Origin of the sequence: Micromonospora sp. DT201 (assembly GCF_049841575.1) — a bacterium.
Lineage (GTDB): Bacteria > Actinomycetota > Actinomycetes > Mycobacteriales > Micromonosporaceae > Micromonospora.
Genome location: NZ_JBNCKP010000003.1, coordinates 223,391 through 240,825, shown reverse-complemented (window position 1 = coordinate 240,825; position 17,435 = coordinate 223,391). Strand labels below are relative to the sequence as shown.

The following is a 17,435-nucleotide window of genomic DNA, read 5'->3' as shown; positions in this document are numbered from 1 at the left end:
TCCATCCTCCACTCTCCGACCACCCGGACGACCACCGGTGTACGGCGGGTCACTTGCACTCGACTCGTACGCGTGTTCGAATAGTGCCCATGCGCTGGGACAACCTCACCGCTCCCCCGGTTGAGGGAGACCCCGAGCGGGCAGTGCCAGCGACACCACCCCTGCCGCTGGCGCTGCCCGGCGCCGTCGCCCGCACCTTCGACACCCCCGAGTTCGCCGGGATGACCTTCTACGAGGTGCAGGCCAAGTCCATCCTCAACCGGGTTCCCGGGCAGTCCCGTGTCCCGTTCGAGTGGACCATCAATCCGTACCGGGGCTGTTCCCATGCGTGCGTTTACTGCATGGGCGGAGACACCCCGATCCTGATGGCGGACGGCCGCACAAAGCCAATCAGCGAGTTGGAGCCGGGCGACCGCATCTACGGGACAGAGCGACGCGGCCCCTACCGGCGATACGTCGTCACCACCGTGTTGGACAAATGGTCGACCACGAAGGCGGCCTACCGGGTCACTCTGGAGGACGGCACGGCGCTCATCGCCAGCGGGGACCACCGTTTCCTCTCCGAGCGTGGCTGGAAGTACGTCACCGGAGCCATGCAGGGTGGCAGCCGGCGCCCCTACCTGACCACCAACAACCGCCTGATCGGCACCGGCCGTTTCGCCGTCGGGCCCAAGGAGTCACCCGACTACCGCCGGGGCTACCTCTGCGGCATGATCCGCGGGGACGCGCATCTCGGCACCTTCTCGTACTCCTACGGGGTCGTGCATCGGTTCCGTCTGGCACTGATCGACGATGATGCGTTGAGTCGGAGTGAGCGCTACCTTGCCCATGAGGGCATCGAAACGAAGCGCTTCTCATTCACTCCGGCCAGCGCCACACGCCAGGCACTGTCGGCCATCGGCACCTCGAAGCAACGGGACATCGAGTTGATCACCGAGCTCATCCGGTGGCCCGTCATCCCCAGCGACGATTGGCGGCTCGGCTTCCTGGCAGGCATCTTCGACGCCGAGGGCAGTTGCAGCAAAGGAATCTTGCGCATCAGCAACAGCGACGACGCCATCCTCGACCAGACGACGGCAGCACTGCGCCATTTCGGGTTCGCCTGCGTGCGAGAAGACCGCGGCCTACCAAACCGTGTACGGACCGTCAGGTTGACCGGCGGCCTGGCCGCACGGCTCCGGTTCTTTCACCTGACCGACCCGGCCATCACCCGCAAGCGGTCGATCGAGGGTGCGGCGCTGAAGCATCAGAGTGCGCTCAGGGTGGCGAGCATTCAGGCACTCGGGCTGGAGCTGCCACTCTGGGACATCACCACCGGCACCGGGGACTTCATCGCCAACGGCGTGGTCAGTCACAACTGCTTCGCTCGAAACACGCACACCTATCTCGACCTCGATGCCGGTGCGGACTTCGACCGAAAGGTGATCGTCAAGGTCAACGCCGGTGAGCTGGTCCGGCGGGAGTTGGCCGCGCCGAAATGGCGAGGCGCGCACGTGGCGATGGGCACCAACGTCGACTGCTACCAGCGGGCCGAGGGTCGTTACCGGCTGATGCCGCAGATCATCGGCGCTCTGCGGGACTTCGCCAACCCGTTCTCAATCCTCACCAAGGGCACGCTGATCCTGCGGGACCTGCCGCTGCTGCGCCAGGCCGCCGAGGTGACCAAGGTTGGCATCTCCTTCTCGGTGGGGTTCGTCGACGAGCAGCTCTGGCGCTCCGTCGAGCCGGGCACTCCGCACCCACGCCGCCGGCTGGCCGCGGTCCGGGCGCTGGCCGACGCCGGCTTCTCCGTGGGGGTGCTGATGGCCCCGATCCTGCCCGGCCTGAGCGACAGCGACGAGTCGATCGACGCCACCGTGTCGGCAATCGCCGCAGCTGGGGCGACCAGCGTGACCGCACTGCCCCTGCACCTGCGTTCCGGCGCTCGGGAGTGGTATGCGCAGTGGATCGCCCGGGAGCACCCGCACCTCGTGCCCCGCTACCGCGAGCTCTACCGGGCTGGCTCCTACGCTCCGCAGGCGTACCAGCGGGAGTTGACCGCGCGGGTCCGGATCGCCGCGCGCCGGCACGGGCTGCACCGCGCAGATCAGGGCGACAACCGCAGCCTGCCCGAGCCGCCGCCACCGTCAACAGCCGAGCAGCTGACGCTGCTCTAGCCGAGTCCAGAGCTACAGTCGGCTGGTGCGTACCGCTCAGCAGATCCTCGCCGACTCCGCCGTGATTGCCGTCGTGGGAGCGTCCCGCGACCCGTTCAAGGCCGCGCACGGCGTGCCGTTGCAAATGCAGCAATACGGCTGGCGCATCATCCCGGTCAACCCGACTGTCGACGAACTGTTCGGGGAACGGGCGTACAAGACGCTGGCCGACATCCCGCACCCGGTCGACCTGGTGGACGTGTTCCGGCCGGCAGCCGACGCCGTGCAGGTGGTTCGGGACGCGGCAGCGATCGGGGCCCCGGCGGTCTGGCTGCAACTGGGCATCGTCTCGGCCGAGGCCCGACGGATCGCCAAGGAGGCCGGCATGGACTACGTCGAAGACCGTTGCCTGATCGTCGAACGCGCGGCGGCAAACCTAACCCGCCTCCCGTAAGCCCCGCGCCCCGCGCCCCGGGGCCCGCGATCTTGCGGCCCGCGATCTTGCGCTTTGGGTTGCCCCTTTGACCTTTTTTTCGGTTATGCCGGGACAGTAAGTGCAAGATCGCGGGGGTGGGGGCGGGTTAGAGCTTGTACTCCTTGAGCAGACCTCTGGAGATGATGGTCTTCTGGATCTCCGAGGTGCCCTCGCCGATCAGCAGGAACGGGGCTTCCCGCATCAGCCGCTCGATCTCGTACTCCTTGGAGTAGCCGTAGCCGCCGTGGATGCGGAACGCCTCCTGGACGACCTCAGCGCAGTACTCGGAGGCGAGCAGCTTGGCCATGCCGGCCTCGACGTCGTTGCGCTGGCCGGCGTCCTTGAGGCGTGCGGCGTTGACCATTAGGGCGTGCGCCGCCTCGATCTTCGTGCCCATCTCCGCGAGTTTGAAGGCGATCGCCTGATGCTTGGCGAGCGGCTGGCCGAACGTCTTGCGCTGCTGGGCGTAGCTGACCGCCAACTCGAAGGCGCGAATGGAGATGCCGCAGGCGCGGGCGGCCACGTTGACCCGGCCCACCTCGATGCCGTCCATCATCTGGTAGAAGCCCCGGCCCACCTTGTCGGCGCCACCGAGGATCGCCGAGTCGGGCACGGTGACGCCGTCCAGCACCATCTCGGTGGTCTCGACGCCCTTGTAGCCCATCTTTTCGATCTTGCCGGGGATGGTGAGGCCGGGGGCGGTCTCGCCGAAGCCCGGCTCCTTCTCCAGCAGGAAGGTGCTCATGTTGCCGTACACCGAGTCGGCGCCGGTGTCGGTCTTGACCAGGGTGGCGACCACCGATGAGTACGCCCCGTTGGTCAGCCACATCTTCTGCCCATTGAGCACGTAGCGGTTGCCGTCGCGGACGGCCCGGGACTTGATCGCTGAGACGTCGGAGCCGGTCTCCGGCTCGGACATGGAGAACGCCCCACGCACCTCGCCAGCAGCCATCTTCGGCAGCAGGCGGGCCTTCTGCTCGGCGGAGCCGTGCTGGGAGATCAGGTACGCCACGATGAAGTGGGTGTTGACGATGCCGGAGATCGACATCCAGCCCCGGGACAGCTGCTCCACCACCAGCGCGTAGGTGAGCAGCGACTCGCCGAGCCCGCCGTACTCCTCGTCGATGGTGAGGCCGAAGAGCCCCATCTCGCGCATCCCGTCGAGGATGTCGGTGGGGTACTCGTCGGCGTGCTCCAGCCGCTGGGCGTGCGGGATGATCTCCTTGTCGGCGAACTCCCGCACGGTCTCCAGGATCGAGCGTTGCACATCGGTGAGGCCGGGCGTCTGGGCGAGTCGGGCCATCTCAGCCTCCGGGGATCCGCGCACTACTCGTGGGTAACTGAACGCTGGGTCAGTATCGGTCTCCGGGGCCGACGAGGCCAAGGTGACCAGTCCACACAACCGCTGTGAAAAGGTTCACCGCTGCGGGTAGCGTCCGGCAAGAGGGACTTTTCCGGCACCGGCAGGAGGAGGACAGCTGTGAGCTACCCACCGCCGTCGGGACCGCCGTCAGACGAGCAGCCACCGTCACCCTTCGAGCCGCCCAGGTACGAGTCGCCGTACGCGCCACCGACGGGCGAACCCTCGCCGTACGGGCAGCAGGGGCCGCAGCAGTCGGCGCACTGGAGCCAGCAGCCGCCGTACCCACCGCAAGGCCCCTACGGCCAGTACGGCCCACCGCCGCCCAGCCCAGGTCGGGGCACCAACGTGCTGGCGATCCTGTCGCTGGTGTTCGCCTTCGTGTTTCCGCCGGCCGGCGCCGTCCTCGGCCACGTGGCCAAGCGGCAGATCCGCACCAGCGGCGAGGACGGCGACCAACTCGCCACCTGGGGGCTGATCCTCGGCTACGTCTTCACCGGGCTCACCGTGCTGGCCTGCTGCGGCTGGCTGGCCCTCGTCGCCCTCAACAACAACGGCGACAGCGGGGGCTACTGACCAGCGGCGCGAGATGGTGCGACCTGGACCATCAGGTCAGCGGAACCGGGCCTCACGGACGCTGTTGCCGCCATCAACCACCAGCATCTGACCGGTGATGTACGAGGCGGCCGGCGAGCAGAGGAAGCTGATCGCGGCGGCGACCTCGTCCGGAGTGCCCGGGCGACCCACCGGGGTGCCCAGCCCCTGCTTGATCTCGGCCATCGTGGACGCGGCGGTGTAGATGGTGCCGGGTGCCACCGCGTTGACGGTCACGCCATCGGCGATCATCTCCATGGCCAGCGCCCGGGTCAGCCCGACGACCCCGGCCTTCGCCGCGGCGTACGCGGCCTCGGTGGGCAGGGCGTTGACCGGGCCGGCCGTGGCCGCCAGGTTGACGATCCGACCCCAGCCCCGCTCGGCCATCCCACCGATGAACGCCCGACTGCACAGGAAGGCGGTGGACAGGTTGCGGTCGATCTCGCCGCGCCACTCTTCGTAGGTCAGCTGCGCGACCGGCCGCAGCACCCCCTGGCTGGCCCGACTGGCCAGGCCGGCGTTGTTGACCAGCACCTCGACGTCGCCCAACTGCTCGGCGACCGCGTCGGCAAGCGCGCCGACCTCGGACTCGTCGGTGAGGTCTGCGACGAAGCCGGTCACCCCCAGCTCGCCGGCCCGTTCGTGGATGCGCCTGGTGGTGGAGACGATGGCCACCCGAGCGCCCAGGTCGGCGAGTCGTCGGGCGGCGGCGTACCCGATGCCGTCCGGGCTGCCCGCCCCCGTCACCAGGGCGACCCGCCCGTCGAGCCGCATGGTCACCGGGTCGGTCAGCGCGACCGGCTCATCGGGCCCAGGGCTGCCCGTCGGCGTGGCCGCCCGGGCACGTCGGGCCCCGCCCGGGCGGCTGACGTCCCGTCTGGGTCGGCTGCCGGAACGGTCCGCAGCGCGCGCGTCGAATGCCATGCCAGGATCCTGCCCGTTACGACCGGCCCGAGCAACGCGGCACCCGGTAGTGGGGGCGTCGGGTTTGGGCGGCGCTGGCTACCCTGACACCGCACCCCGACCTGACGGAGAGTCCGCATGACCAATCCCCCGCCACCCGGCAACTGGACCGATCCAACATGGTCGGCCCAGCCGTCGAGCCCCGCACCGGACCCGACCCTCGTGGCCGGTCAGCCGGTGCCCGCCCAACCCGGCCCCGCCGACCCCTACGCGCCGGTCGACCCGTACGCCGGGGCGCAGCCAGCCGGCCAGCCGATGCCCGGTTACCCGGCATCCGGTTACGCCCAGCCCGGCTACCCGCAGCAGTTCCCTGGCTATGGCTACCCGCCGGCGCAGAAGACCAACGGGATGGCGATCGCGGCGCTGGTGCTGGCGTTGGTCGGCATCGCGTCCTGCATCACCGCGCCGGTCGGCGCGATCCTCGGGCATGTGGCGCAGAAGCAGATCCGGCTCAGTGGCGAGGGCGGTGCGGGGATGGCGAAGGCCGCCATCATCATCGGCTGGATCCTCACCGGGCTGCTCGCGCTGCTGATCGCCTTCTACGTTGCCGCGATCATCTACGCAATCGCGACGGGTGACAACAGCGACTACTGACCGGCGGGCGGTCGACGTGCCGCCGGTTGTCGGGGGGGGGGGCTACGGAGGCCCCGCCCCCGCCGGATCTCGGCCGGGGGGGGGGACCGGGTTGTAAGGGGAGAACCCGCCCCCCGGGCCGGTGGGGGGGGGGGGGGGGGGGGGGGGGGCGCGGCCGCGGCCCCCCCCCCCCCCCCCCCCGACCGGTCACTCGGCCGGTGGGGTGAACGTCGAGGTACGGCTCATCCCGGCAGCCCGGCCCTTGGCGGCGATCACGAGCGCCATCTTGCGGGAAGCCTCGTCGATCATCTCGTCGCCGAGCATCACGGCACCGAGCCGGCCACCGGCCTCCGAGGTGTAGTGCTCGTACGCGTCGAGGATCAGCTCGGCGTGGTCGTAGTCGCCCTGCGCCGGCTGGTAGACCTCGTTGGCGGCGTCGATCTGACCCGGGTGCAGCACCCACTTGCCGTCGAAGCCCAGGGCCGCCGAACGCTTGGCCACCTCGCGGAACGCGTCGACGTCGCGGATCTGCAGGAAAGGGCCGTCGATGGCCTGTTTGTCGTGCATCCGGGCGGCCATCAGGATCCGCATCAGGATGTAGTGGTACGGGTCGCCCGGATAGTCCGGGATCAACGCGCCGACGACCAACGACTTCATGTTGATCGACGCCATGAAGTCGGCCGGGCCGAAGATGATGGTCTCCACGCGCGGCGAGGCGGCGGCGATCGCGTCCACGTTGACCAGACCGGCGGCGTTCTCGATCTGCGCCTCGATGCCGATCCGGCCAACCTCCAGGCCGAGCGTCTTCTCGATCTGGGTGAGGGTCAGGTCCAGCCAGTGCACCTGGGTGGCGGTCTGCACCTTCGGCAGCATGATGCAGTCCAGGTTCGCGCCAGCGCCCTCGACGACCTCGATGACGTCCCGGTAGGTCCACGGGGTGGTCAGGTCGTTGACCCGGACGACCCGGGTCTTGCCGGCCCAGTCACCCTCGTTGAGCGCGGCCACGATGTTCTTGCGCGCGTCCGGCTTGGCCAGCGGGGCGACCGCGTCCTCCAGGTCGAGGAAGACCTGGTCGGCCGGAAGCCCCTGCGCCTTGGCGAGCATCTTGACGCTGGAACCCGGCACGGCGAGGCAGGACCTGCGGGGGCGACCGACTGCGGCCATGGGTGCGCTCCTTCCAGCGTCCGGCGGGCATGCCGACGCCACCTGACGACAGATCCGAGACCTTAACGATCCCAAAGGGCGTTGTGACGCCACGGTAACCTCGCGCCATGACCGGGGTGAACGGACCTGTGGAAGATCTCACTGAGCGTCGACTGGTGGTGGTGACCGGGGCCAGCTCCGGCATCGGGTTGGCCGCCGCCGTGCACCTGGCCTGCCGGGGTGACCAGGTGGTGCTGGTCGGGCGGGACCCGGCACGCCTACAGGCCGCAGCCGTTCGGGTACGGGAAAACTCGGGCGAGCGTCCGGAGCTGTTCCGCGCCGACTTCGCGGTCCTCGACGACGTACGCCGGCTCGCCGAGCGGCTGCGCGACGCGTACGACCGGATCGACGTGCTCGCCAACAACGCCGGGGCCATCGCGCTGCAACCGCTCACCACCGTCGACGGCTTCGAGATGTCGATCCAGGCCAACCACCTGGCCCCGTTTCTGCTGACCAATCTGCTCGCCGACCGGGTGGGCCGGATCGTGGTGACGGCCTCCGGCGCACACCGCTTCGGCGCACTCGACCCGGACGACCTGAACGCTCCGCTGCGCGGCTACCGACCGATGGGCGCGTACGGCACCAGCAAGCAGGCGAACGTCCTGTTCACCGCCGAGGCGGCTCGGCGCTGGCCGGGCATTCCCGCGTACTGCTTCCACCCGGGAGTGGTGCGCACCCGATTCGGGAACGACAGCAAGGTCGTGGCGTTCGGCATGCGGATCATGCCGTTCCGCAGCCCTGAGAAGGGTGCCGAGACCCTGCTGTGGCTGACCAATCAGGATCGTTCTCGGCTGGTCGACGGGGGCTACTACGCCGATCGTCGGCTGCGTCGGCCGTACCGCAAGGCCGCCGATCCGCAGCTCGCGGCCCGGCTCTGGGCGGCCAGCGCCAAGGCCGTCGGTATTGGGGAGTAGCGCCGCATGTTGACTTTCGCCGCGATCGTCGAGTTTGCCGTCGGAGCCGAGGCGGCCGGGCAACGCTATGAGGACACGGTGCTGGCCCTGCTGGGGCGGCACGGCGGCCATCTGGAACAGCGGCTGCGCGGCACCGACGGGCAGACCGAGGTTCACGTGATCCGGTTCGACACCCGGGCCGGGTACGAGTCGTTCCTCGTCGACCCCGAGCGGACGGCCCTGCGTACCGCGCTCGGCGAATCCGCACCGACCACCCGGGTCATCGAGGTCCACGAGGTCTAGGGCCGGCGGGGACGTCGAGCACGCCAGCGGCGCAGCAGCGACAGCAGGGGCAGGGCGACCAGGACCGCCAGCACGAACCCCACCGCGAGCGCCCAGAACGGTGGTGGCCCGTAGTGGGGGCTGCCGGACTCGCGTACCGCCCCGCTGATCGCGAGGTCGGCGGCGACCGACAGGTCGGTGATGCCCTCCGGCGTCCGGAAGAGCACCTCCGGCGTGGTCGCCCCCCGACGTAGCGCCACCAGTTCCACCGCCTCCGTGCCGACCTCGTGATACGGCCCCCAAGCGATGTCGTGGTCCTCCGGGAGGTCCACCGCCGCCGGACCCGGCACACCGACCAACGCGACCGCTTCGTCGGGCGAGCGCCAGCCGAGCAGATGCACGAACGAGCGGGAGCGCAACGGCGGGAACGCCGCGCCGGCCAGTGGTGTGCCGTCGACAGTGGACCGAAGCGCCAACGTCCAGGTGCGCTGGTAGGACGGCACCGGGCAGTCGGTGCAGGTGGACCGGTCCAGGACGGCAACCGACCGCCCGTCCGGCAGCCACGACCCGGCCCCGGCGAGCCGCCCGCCGGCCAGCGGCAGCTTCCGGTACGGCTCGGCGACCCGATCCGCGCCCGCGTCACCCACCCGGGTCAGCCAGACCTCGTCGCGGACCTGGAGGGCGAGATCGCTGCCATCCGACGACAGCGCTGCCGTGCGCCCCGGCGGGACCCAGGTGGTGCCGACCCGCACCCGCAGCACGTCCGTTCCGCGATCCCGGTCGTAGACCCCCACGTACGGGGTGGAGTAGGTGTTCGGGGAGGTGAACGTGGTGTCGTCGTCGGCGTAGACCAACCGTTTCCCGTTCGGCGCGAAGGCGAGCGGGTAGCCGTCCGGGCGATCCACGGTGGTCTTCCCGGACTTCAGGTCGAGGAGGGAATCGCCCACCCAGACGTACCGGCCGTCCGGGGAGAGCATCGCCTCGAATCCCGCGACGGCCGGATCGCCGTCCAGTACGCGGTAGCGGTCGTCGTCGGCGGCCACCACACCCATCCGGGTCTCGAACCAGTTGGTGCGCACGGCGGGACCACCGAAGAGCATCGCCGCCACGCCAGGTGCCGAGTAGCCGACCGAGGCGGTCCGCAGCGGCGGGTCGACGAGCCTGGTGGGCAGGCCCGGGGTCTCGTGCCGCGGGCCGGCGGGCATCGGCAGAGCCACCGGGTGCAGCGCGTACCCGGTGCCGAGGAGCAGGACCAGGACGGCGAGCGCGCCGGCGACGGCGGCCCGGCGACGGCGGTGCCGGGTCCGCGCCGCGTCGAAGAGCCCTTCCGGTACGTGTGCCGGTGGCACATCGTCGACGAGACGGCGCAGCGCCTCGGAGAGCCGGGCGGTCATCGGGTCACCTCCTGCGGGCTGCGGCCAACGAGTTCGGCCAACTCGGGCGCGAGGACGCGCAGCCGGCCGAGAGCGTGCCGGGTCTGGCTCTTCACGGTGCCGACCCGGCAGCCGAGCAGCGCCGCCGTCTCGGTCTCGGTGCGGTCCTCGTAGTAGCGCAGGACGAGGACAGCGCGCTGGCGCACGGTCAGCCGGGCCAACGCCGCTGAGAGCGCGAGCCGCAGGTCGTGGTCGTCACCGGAACCGGCCCGCTCCGGCAGCACGCCGCCGAGCCGCTCCGGTGGGCGGGCCCGCCGCCACCGCCACCAACTGGCCGCCTGGTTGCAGAGCACCCGACGCAGGTAGGCGGGTGGGTCGTCCACCCGCTCCCAGTGCACCGCGACCCTCGCCAGCGCCACCTGGACCAGGTCCTCGGCGTGGTGCCGATCGCCGGTCAGCAGGTATGCGAACCGGGTCAGCCCGGCGGTTTCGGCCCGGACGAAGTCGGCGAAGCCGTCCCGGGTGCGGTCCTCAGTCGTCAACGGATCGCCCTCCTCACCCGAACAGACGCCGGGCGGACCCGCCGCGGAGGGAACCAACGTCCACATTCCTCGCGTCGGGCCACGGCCTGCGATCAGTCGTTCAGCGGAGTCGGGTCGGCCGGCAGCGCGACGGGTGCGGCCCGACGAGCGGCCCGGCTACCACCGAGCACCACCACCGCCACCCCGACCAGCAGCAGCGCCATCCCGAGCAGCGCGTACGGGCGGGGCAGTTGACCCAGCCAGGCCCAGCCGAGCAGGGCCGCGCCGGGCGCCTCCAGCAGGATCAGCACGCTCACCGTGGTCGCCGAGATCTTCTGCAGGGCGTAGTTGAACATCGAGTGCCCCAGCAGTTGGGCGCCGGCCACCAGGGCCAGGATGGCCAGCCAGGTCCGCCCGTCGAACCCGGTCAGCCGTACGCCGCCAACCAGGCAGACCACCAGCAGGATCAGCGCGCAGATCCCGTAGCAGATGGTGGTGTAGGTGGTGGTGCTGATGCTGGCGCGGGCCCGCTCACCGAGGGCGGTGTAGACGGCGGCGAACATGCCGCCGGTCAGCGCCAGCACGTCACCGAGGACAGCCGTGCCGGAGACGCCCACGTCCGTTCCGGTGGCGATCGCCGCGCCGCCGACCGCTACCGCGATGCCGATCCACACGACCATCGGTAGTCGGCGCCCCTGGGCTCGGGCGATCAGCCCCTGCCAGACCGGCTGGGTGGCGACCAGGGCGGTCGACGTGGCGACCGAGGTGAGCTGGGCGCTCGGCACCCAGGTGGCGAAGTGCCCGGCCAGCGCGACCCCGGAAAGGACGCAGAACAGCCCTTCGCGCCGGCCCGCACCCACGGTCAGCCGGCGGAACTCGGCACGACGCCGGGCCAGCGAGAAGGGGCTCAGCACGGCCACCGCGAGCAGGTTGCGCCAGAACGCGATGGCCAGCGCGGGAGCGGCGGCGTACGCGATCAGCGGCGCGGACGACGACACGGCGACCACGGCCAGGCCGACTGCCCCGGTGGTCAGCAGGTCCTCCGAGGGGCGGTGTGAAGGTGGGGGCACGGGACGTAATCCTCACACGTATGACGGACAAGACGGACAGTCAGCGCTCCGTTACGATCACGCGGGTTCGCGCCAGCGACCCTCGACCGCCCGGAGGCGCTTCGCCATGCCCAGCTACCAGGCGGTGCTGTTCGACTTCTTCGGCACCCTGACCCGTTCGGTGCAGCGTGGTGCCGCGCACGTCGGCACCGCTGAGCTGCTCGGGTGCCCCACCGAAACGTTGACCGACGTGCTGGACCGCACCTACTACGAGCGGGCCACCGGGAGGCTCGGCAACGCGGAGGCGACCCTTCGCTGGGTGTGCGCCCAGGCCGGCGTACACCCCAGCGATTATGCGGTGCGGGCGGCGGTGGCGTCCCGGCACCGGGCGGTCCGCGCGGACACCTGGCTGCGGGCCGACGCCGTGCCGGTGCTGGCGGCCCTGCGCCAGCGCGGCCTGCGGACCGGCGTGATCAGCGACTGTACGCATGAGCTGCCGGCCTTCCTGCCACAACTCGCGATCGCCCCACTGCTCGACGTGCGGGTCTTCTCGGTGCAGGTCGGCCGATGCAAGCCAGATCCGGCGCTCTACCTGACCGCCTGCCAGCGGCTCGGGCTCGCACCGAGGGACTGCCTGTACGTCGGTGACGGGGGCAGCCAGGAGTTGACCGGCGCCGAGCGGGCGGGGATGACCGCCGTGCGGCTCGCCGCACCGGACCTGGCCACACACATGGTCTTCAACGCCGACCTGGATTGGCGCGGCCCCACGCTCGGCACACTGGGCGAGGTGCTGGCCCTCGTCGACACCTACGCCGAGGTGGTGGGCGTCGGCGGTCGGGCGGGCTGACGACTCAATCAGCGGCGGCGCACCCGGTGCAGGCGGAACGGCTTGCGGGTGGCCCGGACCGCCGGAGTGGCACGGGGTGGCTCGGCCTGCGCGTCGGCCGGCAGGTCCGCGCCGGCGAGCGGCGTACCGGCCGGGGTGAGACGGTTCACCGAACAGCCGTCCGCGGCCCAGCGGGCCACCAGGTCGGCGGCCGGGCCGGGCGCGTTGAGGCGCTTCGCCGCGACCAGCGGCGCGGTGGTGTCCCACGCCTCGGTGCCCGGCTGCACCCGGCTCACCCGGGCCGACCAGGTGACGATCCGACCTCCGTGGTCGCCGCGCAGGGTGACCTGCGCCTCGGTCGCGTCGGCCAGGCCCGGCGCGGCCTGCTCGCCCGGCCCGGTGACCACCAGCAGCGCGCCCTCGAGCGGGGCGCACCAGAGCGCGAGCGCCGGCCCACCGGAAACGCTCACCCAGGCCACGGCAGCCTTCTTCATCGCCTCGTCGACAAGCGGCGTGCCCCCGCGGGCTTTCTCGTCCGTCACACCCGCATCCTCCCGCATCGGCGTCTCCGCTCAGCCCACGAACGGCGGGACGGCGATCTCACCTCGGGCCACCGGCATCACCTGACCGGCGACCGTTGCGCCGACCGCCACGCCGTCCGCCGCCGTGACCGTGCAGGCCAGCGCGGACGGGCGGTTCATTTCCACACCCTGGCGAACCGAGTAACGGGACAGCCCAACGCCCGGCAGCAGACCGGTCGCCACCAACCAGACACCGAGGCCGAGCGCCGCCGAGCCGGTCGCCGGGTCCTCCGGGACGCCCATCCCCGGCACGAAGACCCGGGCGTGCGCGGTTTGCGCGGCAGCGTCCCAGGAGAAGACGCTGACGTGCGACACCCCGTACCGCTGCGCCGCAGCCGGGTTCACCTGGGCGCGGGCCAACGACTCCGCCCGCACCGGCAGGTACGGGAACTCCAACCCGCAGCCGGCGACGCGTGGGGCAGGCCCGACGTAGTCGTCCGCGGTCAGCCCGGCGATCTCCAGCAACGGCTCCGGGTCCAGCTCCGGCCCCAGGGTCGGGGTGCCACCGGTCAGCGTCGCCGCGTTCGCGGTCACCTCGATCGGCAGCACCCCGGCTTCGCACTCCTGGGTGACCTGCCCCACACCGAACATGCCCCGCCGGCTCGCGGTGACCGCCGCGCCGACACTCGGGTGCCCGGCGAACGGCAACTCCTCGACCGGGGTGAAGATTCTGGCCCGGTAGGTGGCACCGACCTGGGTCGGTGGCAGCACGAACACCGTCTCGGAGAGGTTGAACTCCAGCGCGAGTGCCTGCATCTGCTCAGTGGCCAGCGCCTCAGCGCCGAACACCACGGCCAGCGGGTTGCCGGCGAAGGGTCGGTCGGTGAAGACGTCCACGATCTCGTAGGCCAAGGTCGACATGTTGATAAAGACTAGGCGCTTAGGCTGGTGCTCGTGAGCACGCCGACCCGGGTCTACATCGCCCGTCTCGCCGGAGTCGCCGTCTTCGACCCGAACGGCGATCAGGTGGGCCGGGTTCGTGACGCCGTGGCGCGGCTACGGGCGACCAAACGACCGCCGGAGGTGGTGGGCCTGGTCGCCGAGATGCCGATGCGTCGGCGGATCTTCCTGTCCATCAACCGGATCACCTCCATCGATGCGGACGCCGTCGTGCTCGGCTCCGGCACCCTCAACCTGCGCCGCTTCGAGAAGCGGCCGAACGAGCTGCTGGTGCTCCAGGAGCTGCTGGACCGGCGGGTGCAACTCGACCCGGGCGGCCAGCCCGGGGCGGTCGTGGACGTCGCGATGGAGTGCACCCGGGGCGGTGAGTGGTCGCTGACCCGTGTCGCCGTACGCGAGCAGACCGGGCGGCTCAGCCGCCGCGGCCACCTGCACCAGGTCGATTGGGACCGGGTGCGCGGGCTCAGCGGCATCGCCGACAACCGGGGTACGGCGAACCTGCTCGCCGTCCTGGAGGACATGCGCCCGGCCGACCTGGCCAACGCGCTGCAGGACCTGCCCGACGCGCGGCGCAACGAGGTCGCGGCCGCGCTGGACGACGAGCGGCTGGCCGATGTGCTCAGCGAGCTGCCGGAGCACGACCAGGTGGAGATTCTCGCTGCGCTGGACCGGGAGCGGGCCGCGGACGTACTGGAGGAGATGGACCCGGACGACGCCGCGGACCTGCTCAACGAGCTGCCCCCACCGGAGCAGGACGTGCTGCTGGACCTGATGGAGCCGGACGAGGCAGACCCGGTGCGGCAGCTCCTCAAGTACACGCCCGGCACGGCGGGCAGTGTGATGACCTCGGAGCCGGTCATCCTGCCGCCGGACGCCACCGTCGCCGAGGCGCTGGCCCGGATCCGGGAGCCGCAGCTCTCCCCCGCCGTCGCCGCGCAGGTCTTCGTGACCCGGGCACCGCAGAACACCCCGACCGGCCGCTACCTGGGCATGGTGCACTTCCAGTCGTTGCTGCGCGAACCGCCGGCCGCTCTGCTGGGCAAGGTGGTGGTCAACGACATCGACCCGCTGCGGCCGACCACCCCGCTGCCGGAGATCACCCGCCGGATGGCCACCTACGACTTGGTCGCCATGCCGGTGATCGACCGCAACAACCGGCTGGTCGGCGCCGTAACGGTGGACGACGTGCTGGACCACTCGCTACCCCGGGACTGGCGGGATCGCGACGCTCTGGCCGCCCCGGGCGTCACCGAGGCGGCGTTGGATGGCGCAGATGGCTGAGCAGCGGCGGGCGGAACGGCTCGACCAGCCCCGGGAGCCCCGCGGCATCAAACTTCCCCGGTTCGACGCGGAGGCGTTCGGCCGCTGGTCGGAGGGCATCGCCCGGGGCATGGGGACCGCAAACTTCATCGTCGTCATGACGGTGGTGATCACGATCTGGTTCGTCTGGAACACGTTGGCCCCGGCGGACCTGCGCTTCGACCCGTACACCTTCACGTTCCTGACCCTGGTGCTGTCGTTGCAGGCCAGCTACGCGGCGCCGCTGATCCTGCTGGCACAGAACCGGCAGGCCGACCGGGACCGGGTGGCCCTGGAGGAGGACCGGCGACGGGCCACCGCCCAGAAGGCGGACACCGAGTATCTGGCACGGGAGATCGCGGCACTGCGGATCGCGATGGGTGAGGTGGCCACCCGCGACTTCCTCCGCTCCGAGCTGGCCCGGCTGGCCGAGGAGCTCGACGAGGTGGGGCAGCGCCGGCAGCGGCTGGAGCGCCGCCAGCAGGAGAAGGACAGCCGGCAGGAGAAGCGCAGCCAGCGGCCGACCGACGGTGTCGGCCTGGACGAACCACGCGACGACCTGGACGGCGACTTCGACCGGGACGCCCGACCGGGCGGCACCGGGCCGCGCCAGGCGGACAGCTGACCAGCGGGTCGAGACAGGGTCATCGATTGGCTCACACCACCCCGGGCAACAGCGGCAGCGGATGCCCCGCGACGTAGCATTGCGGGCATGTCAGCACCCGTGAGCACCGTCGAGGACGCGATCCAGGCCGCCCTGGCCACCGTCAACGACCCGGAGATCCGCCGGCCAATCACCGAGCTGGGCATGGTCCGCTCCGCCACGATCGCTGTCAGCGGCGTCGTCCGGGTCGAGCTGCTGCTCACCGTCGCCGGCTGCCCGCTCAAGGACAAGCTGCGTAACGACATCACCGCCGCGGTCGCCGCGGTGCCCGGCGTCACCGGTGTGGAGATCGACTTTGGTGTGATGAGCCCCGAGCAGCGGCAGTCGTTGCAGTCGCAGCTGCGCGGCGGGGGTGCCAGCGAGGAACCGGTCATCCCGTTCGCCCAGCCCGGCTCGCGCACCCGGGTGTACGCGGTGGCCAGCGGCAAGGGTGGCGTCGGCAAGTCCAGCGTGACGGTCAACCTGGCGGCGGCTCTCGCCGCCCGCGGGCTCTCCGTCGGCGTCGTCGACGCGGACATCTACGGCCACTCGGTGCCCCGGATGCTCGGCACGGAGGCCCGGCCCACCCGCGTCGAGGACATGATCATGCCGCCGCAGTCGCACGGCGTGAAGGTGATCTCCATCGGCATGTTCACCTCCGGCAACGCCGCCGTGGTGTGGCGCGGCCCCATGCTGCACCGGGCGTTGCAGCAGTTCCTGGCCGACGTCTACTGGGGCGACCTGGACGTTCTCCTGCTCGACCTGCCCCCGGGCACGGGTGACGTGGCCATCTCGCTGGCCCAACTGCTGCCCAACTCGGAGATCCTGGTGGTCACCACCCCGCAGGCCGCCGCCGCCGAGGTGGCGGAGCGGGCCGGTGCGATCGCCCTGCAGACCCACCAGCGGGTGGTTGGCGTCATCGAGAACATGTCCTGGTTGGAGCTGCCAGACGGCTCCCGGATGGAGATCTTCGGTGCCGGGGGCGGTGCCGCTGTCGCCGAGTCGCTGAGCCGGACCATCGGCGCTCAGGTGCCGCTGCTCGGGCAGATCCCGCTGGACACCCGGGTCCGCGAGGCTGGCGACGCCGGCAACCCGATCGTGCTGGCCGAGCCGGCGTCCCCGGCCGCGCAGGCGCTCGGCACGATCGCCGACCGGCTCGCGCTGCGCCGTGAGTCGCTGCTCGGCAAGCCGCTCGGCCTCAAGCCCGCCGGGCGCTGACCGTCTGAAACACCATCAGCCCGCTGGCCGCTCGGCCGGCGGGCTGATCACCTTACGGGTCGGTCAGGTTGCGTCGTCGTAGCTGGCGCGGGGGGCTGGCGCCGACGTACTGCTGGTGGCCGCGCCGGGCCTGGTCCCGTTCGACCGAAGGTCCGCAGCACTCGCCACGTCCTTCAGGTCCTCGTGCACGCCGCTGACGTCCGCGCGCAGGTTGTCGTAGACGCCCTGCAACGGTTTGCGGATCGCCGCCTCGTCCTCCTCGCTGAGGAGGTGCTTGCGGATGAACGCCTTCGGGTGCAGATCCTCCAGCTGGATGTCGGTGCCCAGCTCACGACTCAGGTCGCCGGTGGCGTTGCGGGCCATGTTGCGCAGGTTGCGCACCAACCGCAGGCCGTCGTTGATGACTGCGGGCAGCCGGTCACCGAAGATCAACAGCGCCAGGAGCAGCAGCGCCCCGATCTCCCACCAGTTCAGGTTGTCGAACATCCCGCTGGCCTCCTCTCGGCGTCAGCAGCAAGACTACGCACGCCGGACCGCGTTCGGGCAA

At 71.0% G+C, this 17,435-nt stretch carries 19 protein-coding genes; 10 read left to right on the top strand and 9 right to left on the bottom strand.

Annotated elements, in window-relative coordinates; translation table 11 throughout:
- Positions 1–89: 89 nt before the first annotated feature.
- Both ACLQ28_RS08085 and ACLQ28_RS08080 read left to right on the top strand, forming a co-directional pair.
- Positions 90–2,156: an intein-containing Rv2578c family radical SAM protein gene (locus ACLQ28_RS08085; protein ID WP_425685566.1), complete on the top strand. Its 2,067-nt coding sequence runs from the start codon at positions 90–92 to the stop codon at positions 2,154–2,156.
- A gap of 25 nt (positions 2,157–2,181) precedes the next feature.
- Positions 2,182–2,589 carry a CoA-binding protein gene (locus ACLQ28_RS08080; RefSeq protein WP_425685565.1) on the top strand — a complete coding sequence of 136 codons (408 nt, stop codon included), beginning with the start codon at positions 2,182–2,184 and terminating at the stop codon, positions 2,587–2,589.
- 127 nt (positions 2,590–2,716) lie between these two features.
- Here ACLQ28_RS08080 and ACLQ28_RS08075 read toward each other — a convergent pair whose 3' ends face one another.
- On the bottom strand, positions 2,717–3,913 hold the full coding sequence (locus tag ACLQ28_RS08075; protein WP_425685814.1) for an acyl-CoA dehydrogenase family protein: 1,197 nt from the start codon (positions 3,911–3,913) through the stop codon (positions 2,717–2,719).
- Positions 3,914–4,090: 177 nt separating this feature from the next.
- Here ACLQ28_RS08075 and ACLQ28_RS08070 point away from each other — a divergent pair, with 177 nt between their 5' ends.
- Complete coding sequence (locus ACLQ28_RS08070) at positions 4,091–4,546, top strand: DUF4190 domain-containing protein (RefSeq protein ID WP_425685564.1); 456 nt, start codon at positions 4,091–4,093, stop codon at positions 4,544–4,546.
- A gap of 36 nt (positions 4,547–4,582) precedes the next feature.
- On the opposite strand, the gene ACLQ28_RS08065 is transcribed toward ACLQ28_RS08070, so the two are convergent.
- Complete coding sequence (locus ACLQ28_RS08065; RefSeq protein WP_425685563.1) at positions 4,583–5,488, bottom strand: SDR family NAD(P)-dependent oxidoreductase; 906 nt, start codon at positions 5,486–5,488, stop codon at positions 4,583–4,585.
- Positions 5,489–5,605: 117 nt separating this feature from the next.
- Between ACLQ28_RS08065 and ACLQ28_RS08060 the strand changes: the two genes are divergently transcribed.
- Positions 5,606–6,121, top strand: a complete 516-nt coding sequence (locus ACLQ28_RS08060) for a DUF4190 domain-containing protein (protein ID WP_425685562.1) — start codon at positions 5,606–5,608, stop codon at positions 6,119–6,121.
- A 186-nt stretch (positions 6,122–6,307) separates the two neighbouring features.
- On the opposite strand, the gene ACLQ28_RS08055 is transcribed toward ACLQ28_RS08060, so the two are convergent.
- On the bottom strand, positions 6,308–7,264 hold the full coding sequence (locus ACLQ28_RS08055; protein ID WP_425685561.1) for an HpcH/HpaI aldolase/citrate lyase family protein: 957 nt from the start codon (positions 7,262–7,264) through the stop codon (positions 6,308–6,310).
- Positions 7,265–7,392: 128 nt separating this feature from the next.
- Between ACLQ28_RS08055 and ACLQ28_RS08050 the strand changes: the two genes are divergently transcribed.
- Both ACLQ28_RS08050 and ACLQ28_RS08045 read left to right on the top strand, forming a co-directional pair.
- On the top strand, positions 7,393–8,217 hold the full coding sequence (locus tag ACLQ28_RS08050; RefSeq protein WP_425685813.1) for an SDR family NAD(P)-dependent oxidoreductase: 825 nt from the start codon (positions 7,393–7,395) through the stop codon (positions 8,215–8,217).
- Between the two features lie 6 nt (positions 8,218–8,223).
- The gene (locus ACLQ28_RS08045) at positions 8,224–8,499 is read left to right on the top strand and encodes a hypothetical protein (RefSeq protein WP_425685560.1); all 276 of its coding nucleotides are present in this window, start codon (positions 8,224–8,226) and stop codon (positions 8,497–8,499) included.
- Here the strand turns inward: ACLQ28_RS08045 and ACLQ28_RS08040 are convergent.
- The 3 genes from ACLQ28_RS08040 to ACLQ28_RS08030 all read right to left on the bottom strand — a co-directional run bounded on the left by ACLQ28_RS08040 (position 8,496) and on the right by ACLQ28_RS08030 (position 11,442).
- Entirely contained in the window at positions 8,496–9,872 is a 1,377-nt protein-coding gene (locus ACLQ28_RS08040; RefSeq protein ID WP_425685559.1) for a hypothetical protein, read from the bottom strand. The two genes, ACLQ28_RS08045 and ACLQ28_RS08040, sit on opposite strands and share 4 nt — an antisense overlap.
- A complete protein-coding gene (locus tag ACLQ28_RS08035) occupies positions 9,869–10,393 on the bottom strand; it encodes a SigE family RNA polymerase sigma factor (protein WP_425685558.1) in 525 nt (174 codons plus the stop codon). Before ACLQ28_RS08035 ends, ACLQ28_RS08040 begins: the two co-directional genes overlap by 4 nt.
- A gap of 92 nt (positions 10,394–10,485) precedes the next feature.
- Positions 10,486–11,442 carry a DMT family transporter gene (locus ACLQ28_RS08030; protein WP_425685557.1) on the bottom strand — a complete coding sequence of 319 codons (957 nt, stop codon included), beginning with the start codon at positions 11,440–11,442 and terminating at the stop codon, positions 10,486–10,488.
- Between the two features lie 106 nt (positions 11,443–11,548).
- Here ACLQ28_RS08030 and ACLQ28_RS08025 point away from each other — a divergent pair, with 106 nt between their 5' ends.
- Complete coding sequence (locus ACLQ28_RS08025; RefSeq protein WP_425685556.1) at positions 11,549–12,268, top strand: HAD family hydrolase; 720 nt, start codon at positions 11,549–11,551, stop codon at positions 12,266–12,268.
- A gap of 8 nt (positions 12,269–12,276) precedes the next feature.
- Here ACLQ28_RS08025 and ACLQ28_RS08020 read toward each other — a convergent pair whose 3' ends face one another.
- Both ACLQ28_RS08020 and ACLQ28_RS08015 read right to left on the bottom strand, forming a co-directional pair.
- Positions 12,277–12,807, bottom strand: coding sequence for a hypothetical protein (locus tag ACLQ28_RS08020; RefSeq protein WP_425685555.1), 531 nt, complete (start codon positions 12,805–12,807; stop codon positions 12,277–12,279).
- Between the two features lie 12 nt (positions 12,808–12,819).
- On the bottom strand, positions 12,820–13,689 hold the full coding sequence (locus ACLQ28_RS08015) for a PhzF family phenazine biosynthesis protein (RefSeq protein ID WP_425685554.1): 870 nt from the start codon (positions 13,687–13,689) through the stop codon (positions 12,820–12,822).
- A 33-nt stretch (positions 13,690–13,722) separates the two neighbouring features.
- Here ACLQ28_RS08015 and ACLQ28_RS08010 point away from each other — a divergent pair, with 33 nt between their 5' ends.
- The 3 genes from ACLQ28_RS08010 (at position 13,723) to ACLQ28_RS08000 (ending at position 16,888) form a co-directional block, all read left to right on the top strand.
- Entirely contained in the window at positions 13,723–15,009 is a 1,287-nt protein-coding gene (locus ACLQ28_RS08010) for a magnesium transporter MgtE N-terminal domain-containing protein (protein ID WP_425685553.1), read from the top strand.
- Positions 15,002–15,652: a DUF1003 domain-containing protein gene (locus ACLQ28_RS08005; RefSeq protein WP_425685552.1), complete on the top strand. Its 651-nt coding sequence runs from the start codon at positions 15,002–15,004 to the stop codon at positions 15,650–15,652. The genes ACLQ28_RS08010 and ACLQ28_RS08005 overlap by 8 nt, the downstream gene beginning before the upstream one ends.
- 87 nt (positions 15,653–15,739) lie before the next feature.
- Positions 15,740–16,888, top strand: a complete 1,149-nt coding sequence (locus ACLQ28_RS08000; RefSeq protein WP_425685551.1) for an Mrp/NBP35 family ATP-binding protein — start codon at positions 15,740–15,742, stop codon at positions 16,886–16,888.
- Positions 16,889–16,951: 63 nt separating this feature from the next.
- Here ACLQ28_RS08000 and ACLQ28_RS07995 read toward each other — a convergent pair whose 3' ends face one another.
- Positions 16,952–17,374: a preprotein translocase subunit TatB gene (locus tag ACLQ28_RS07995; RefSeq protein ID WP_425685550.1), complete on the bottom strand. Its 423-nt coding sequence runs from the start codon at positions 17,372–17,374 to the stop codon at positions 16,952–16,954.
- Positions 17,375–17,435: the final 61 nt, after the last annotated feature.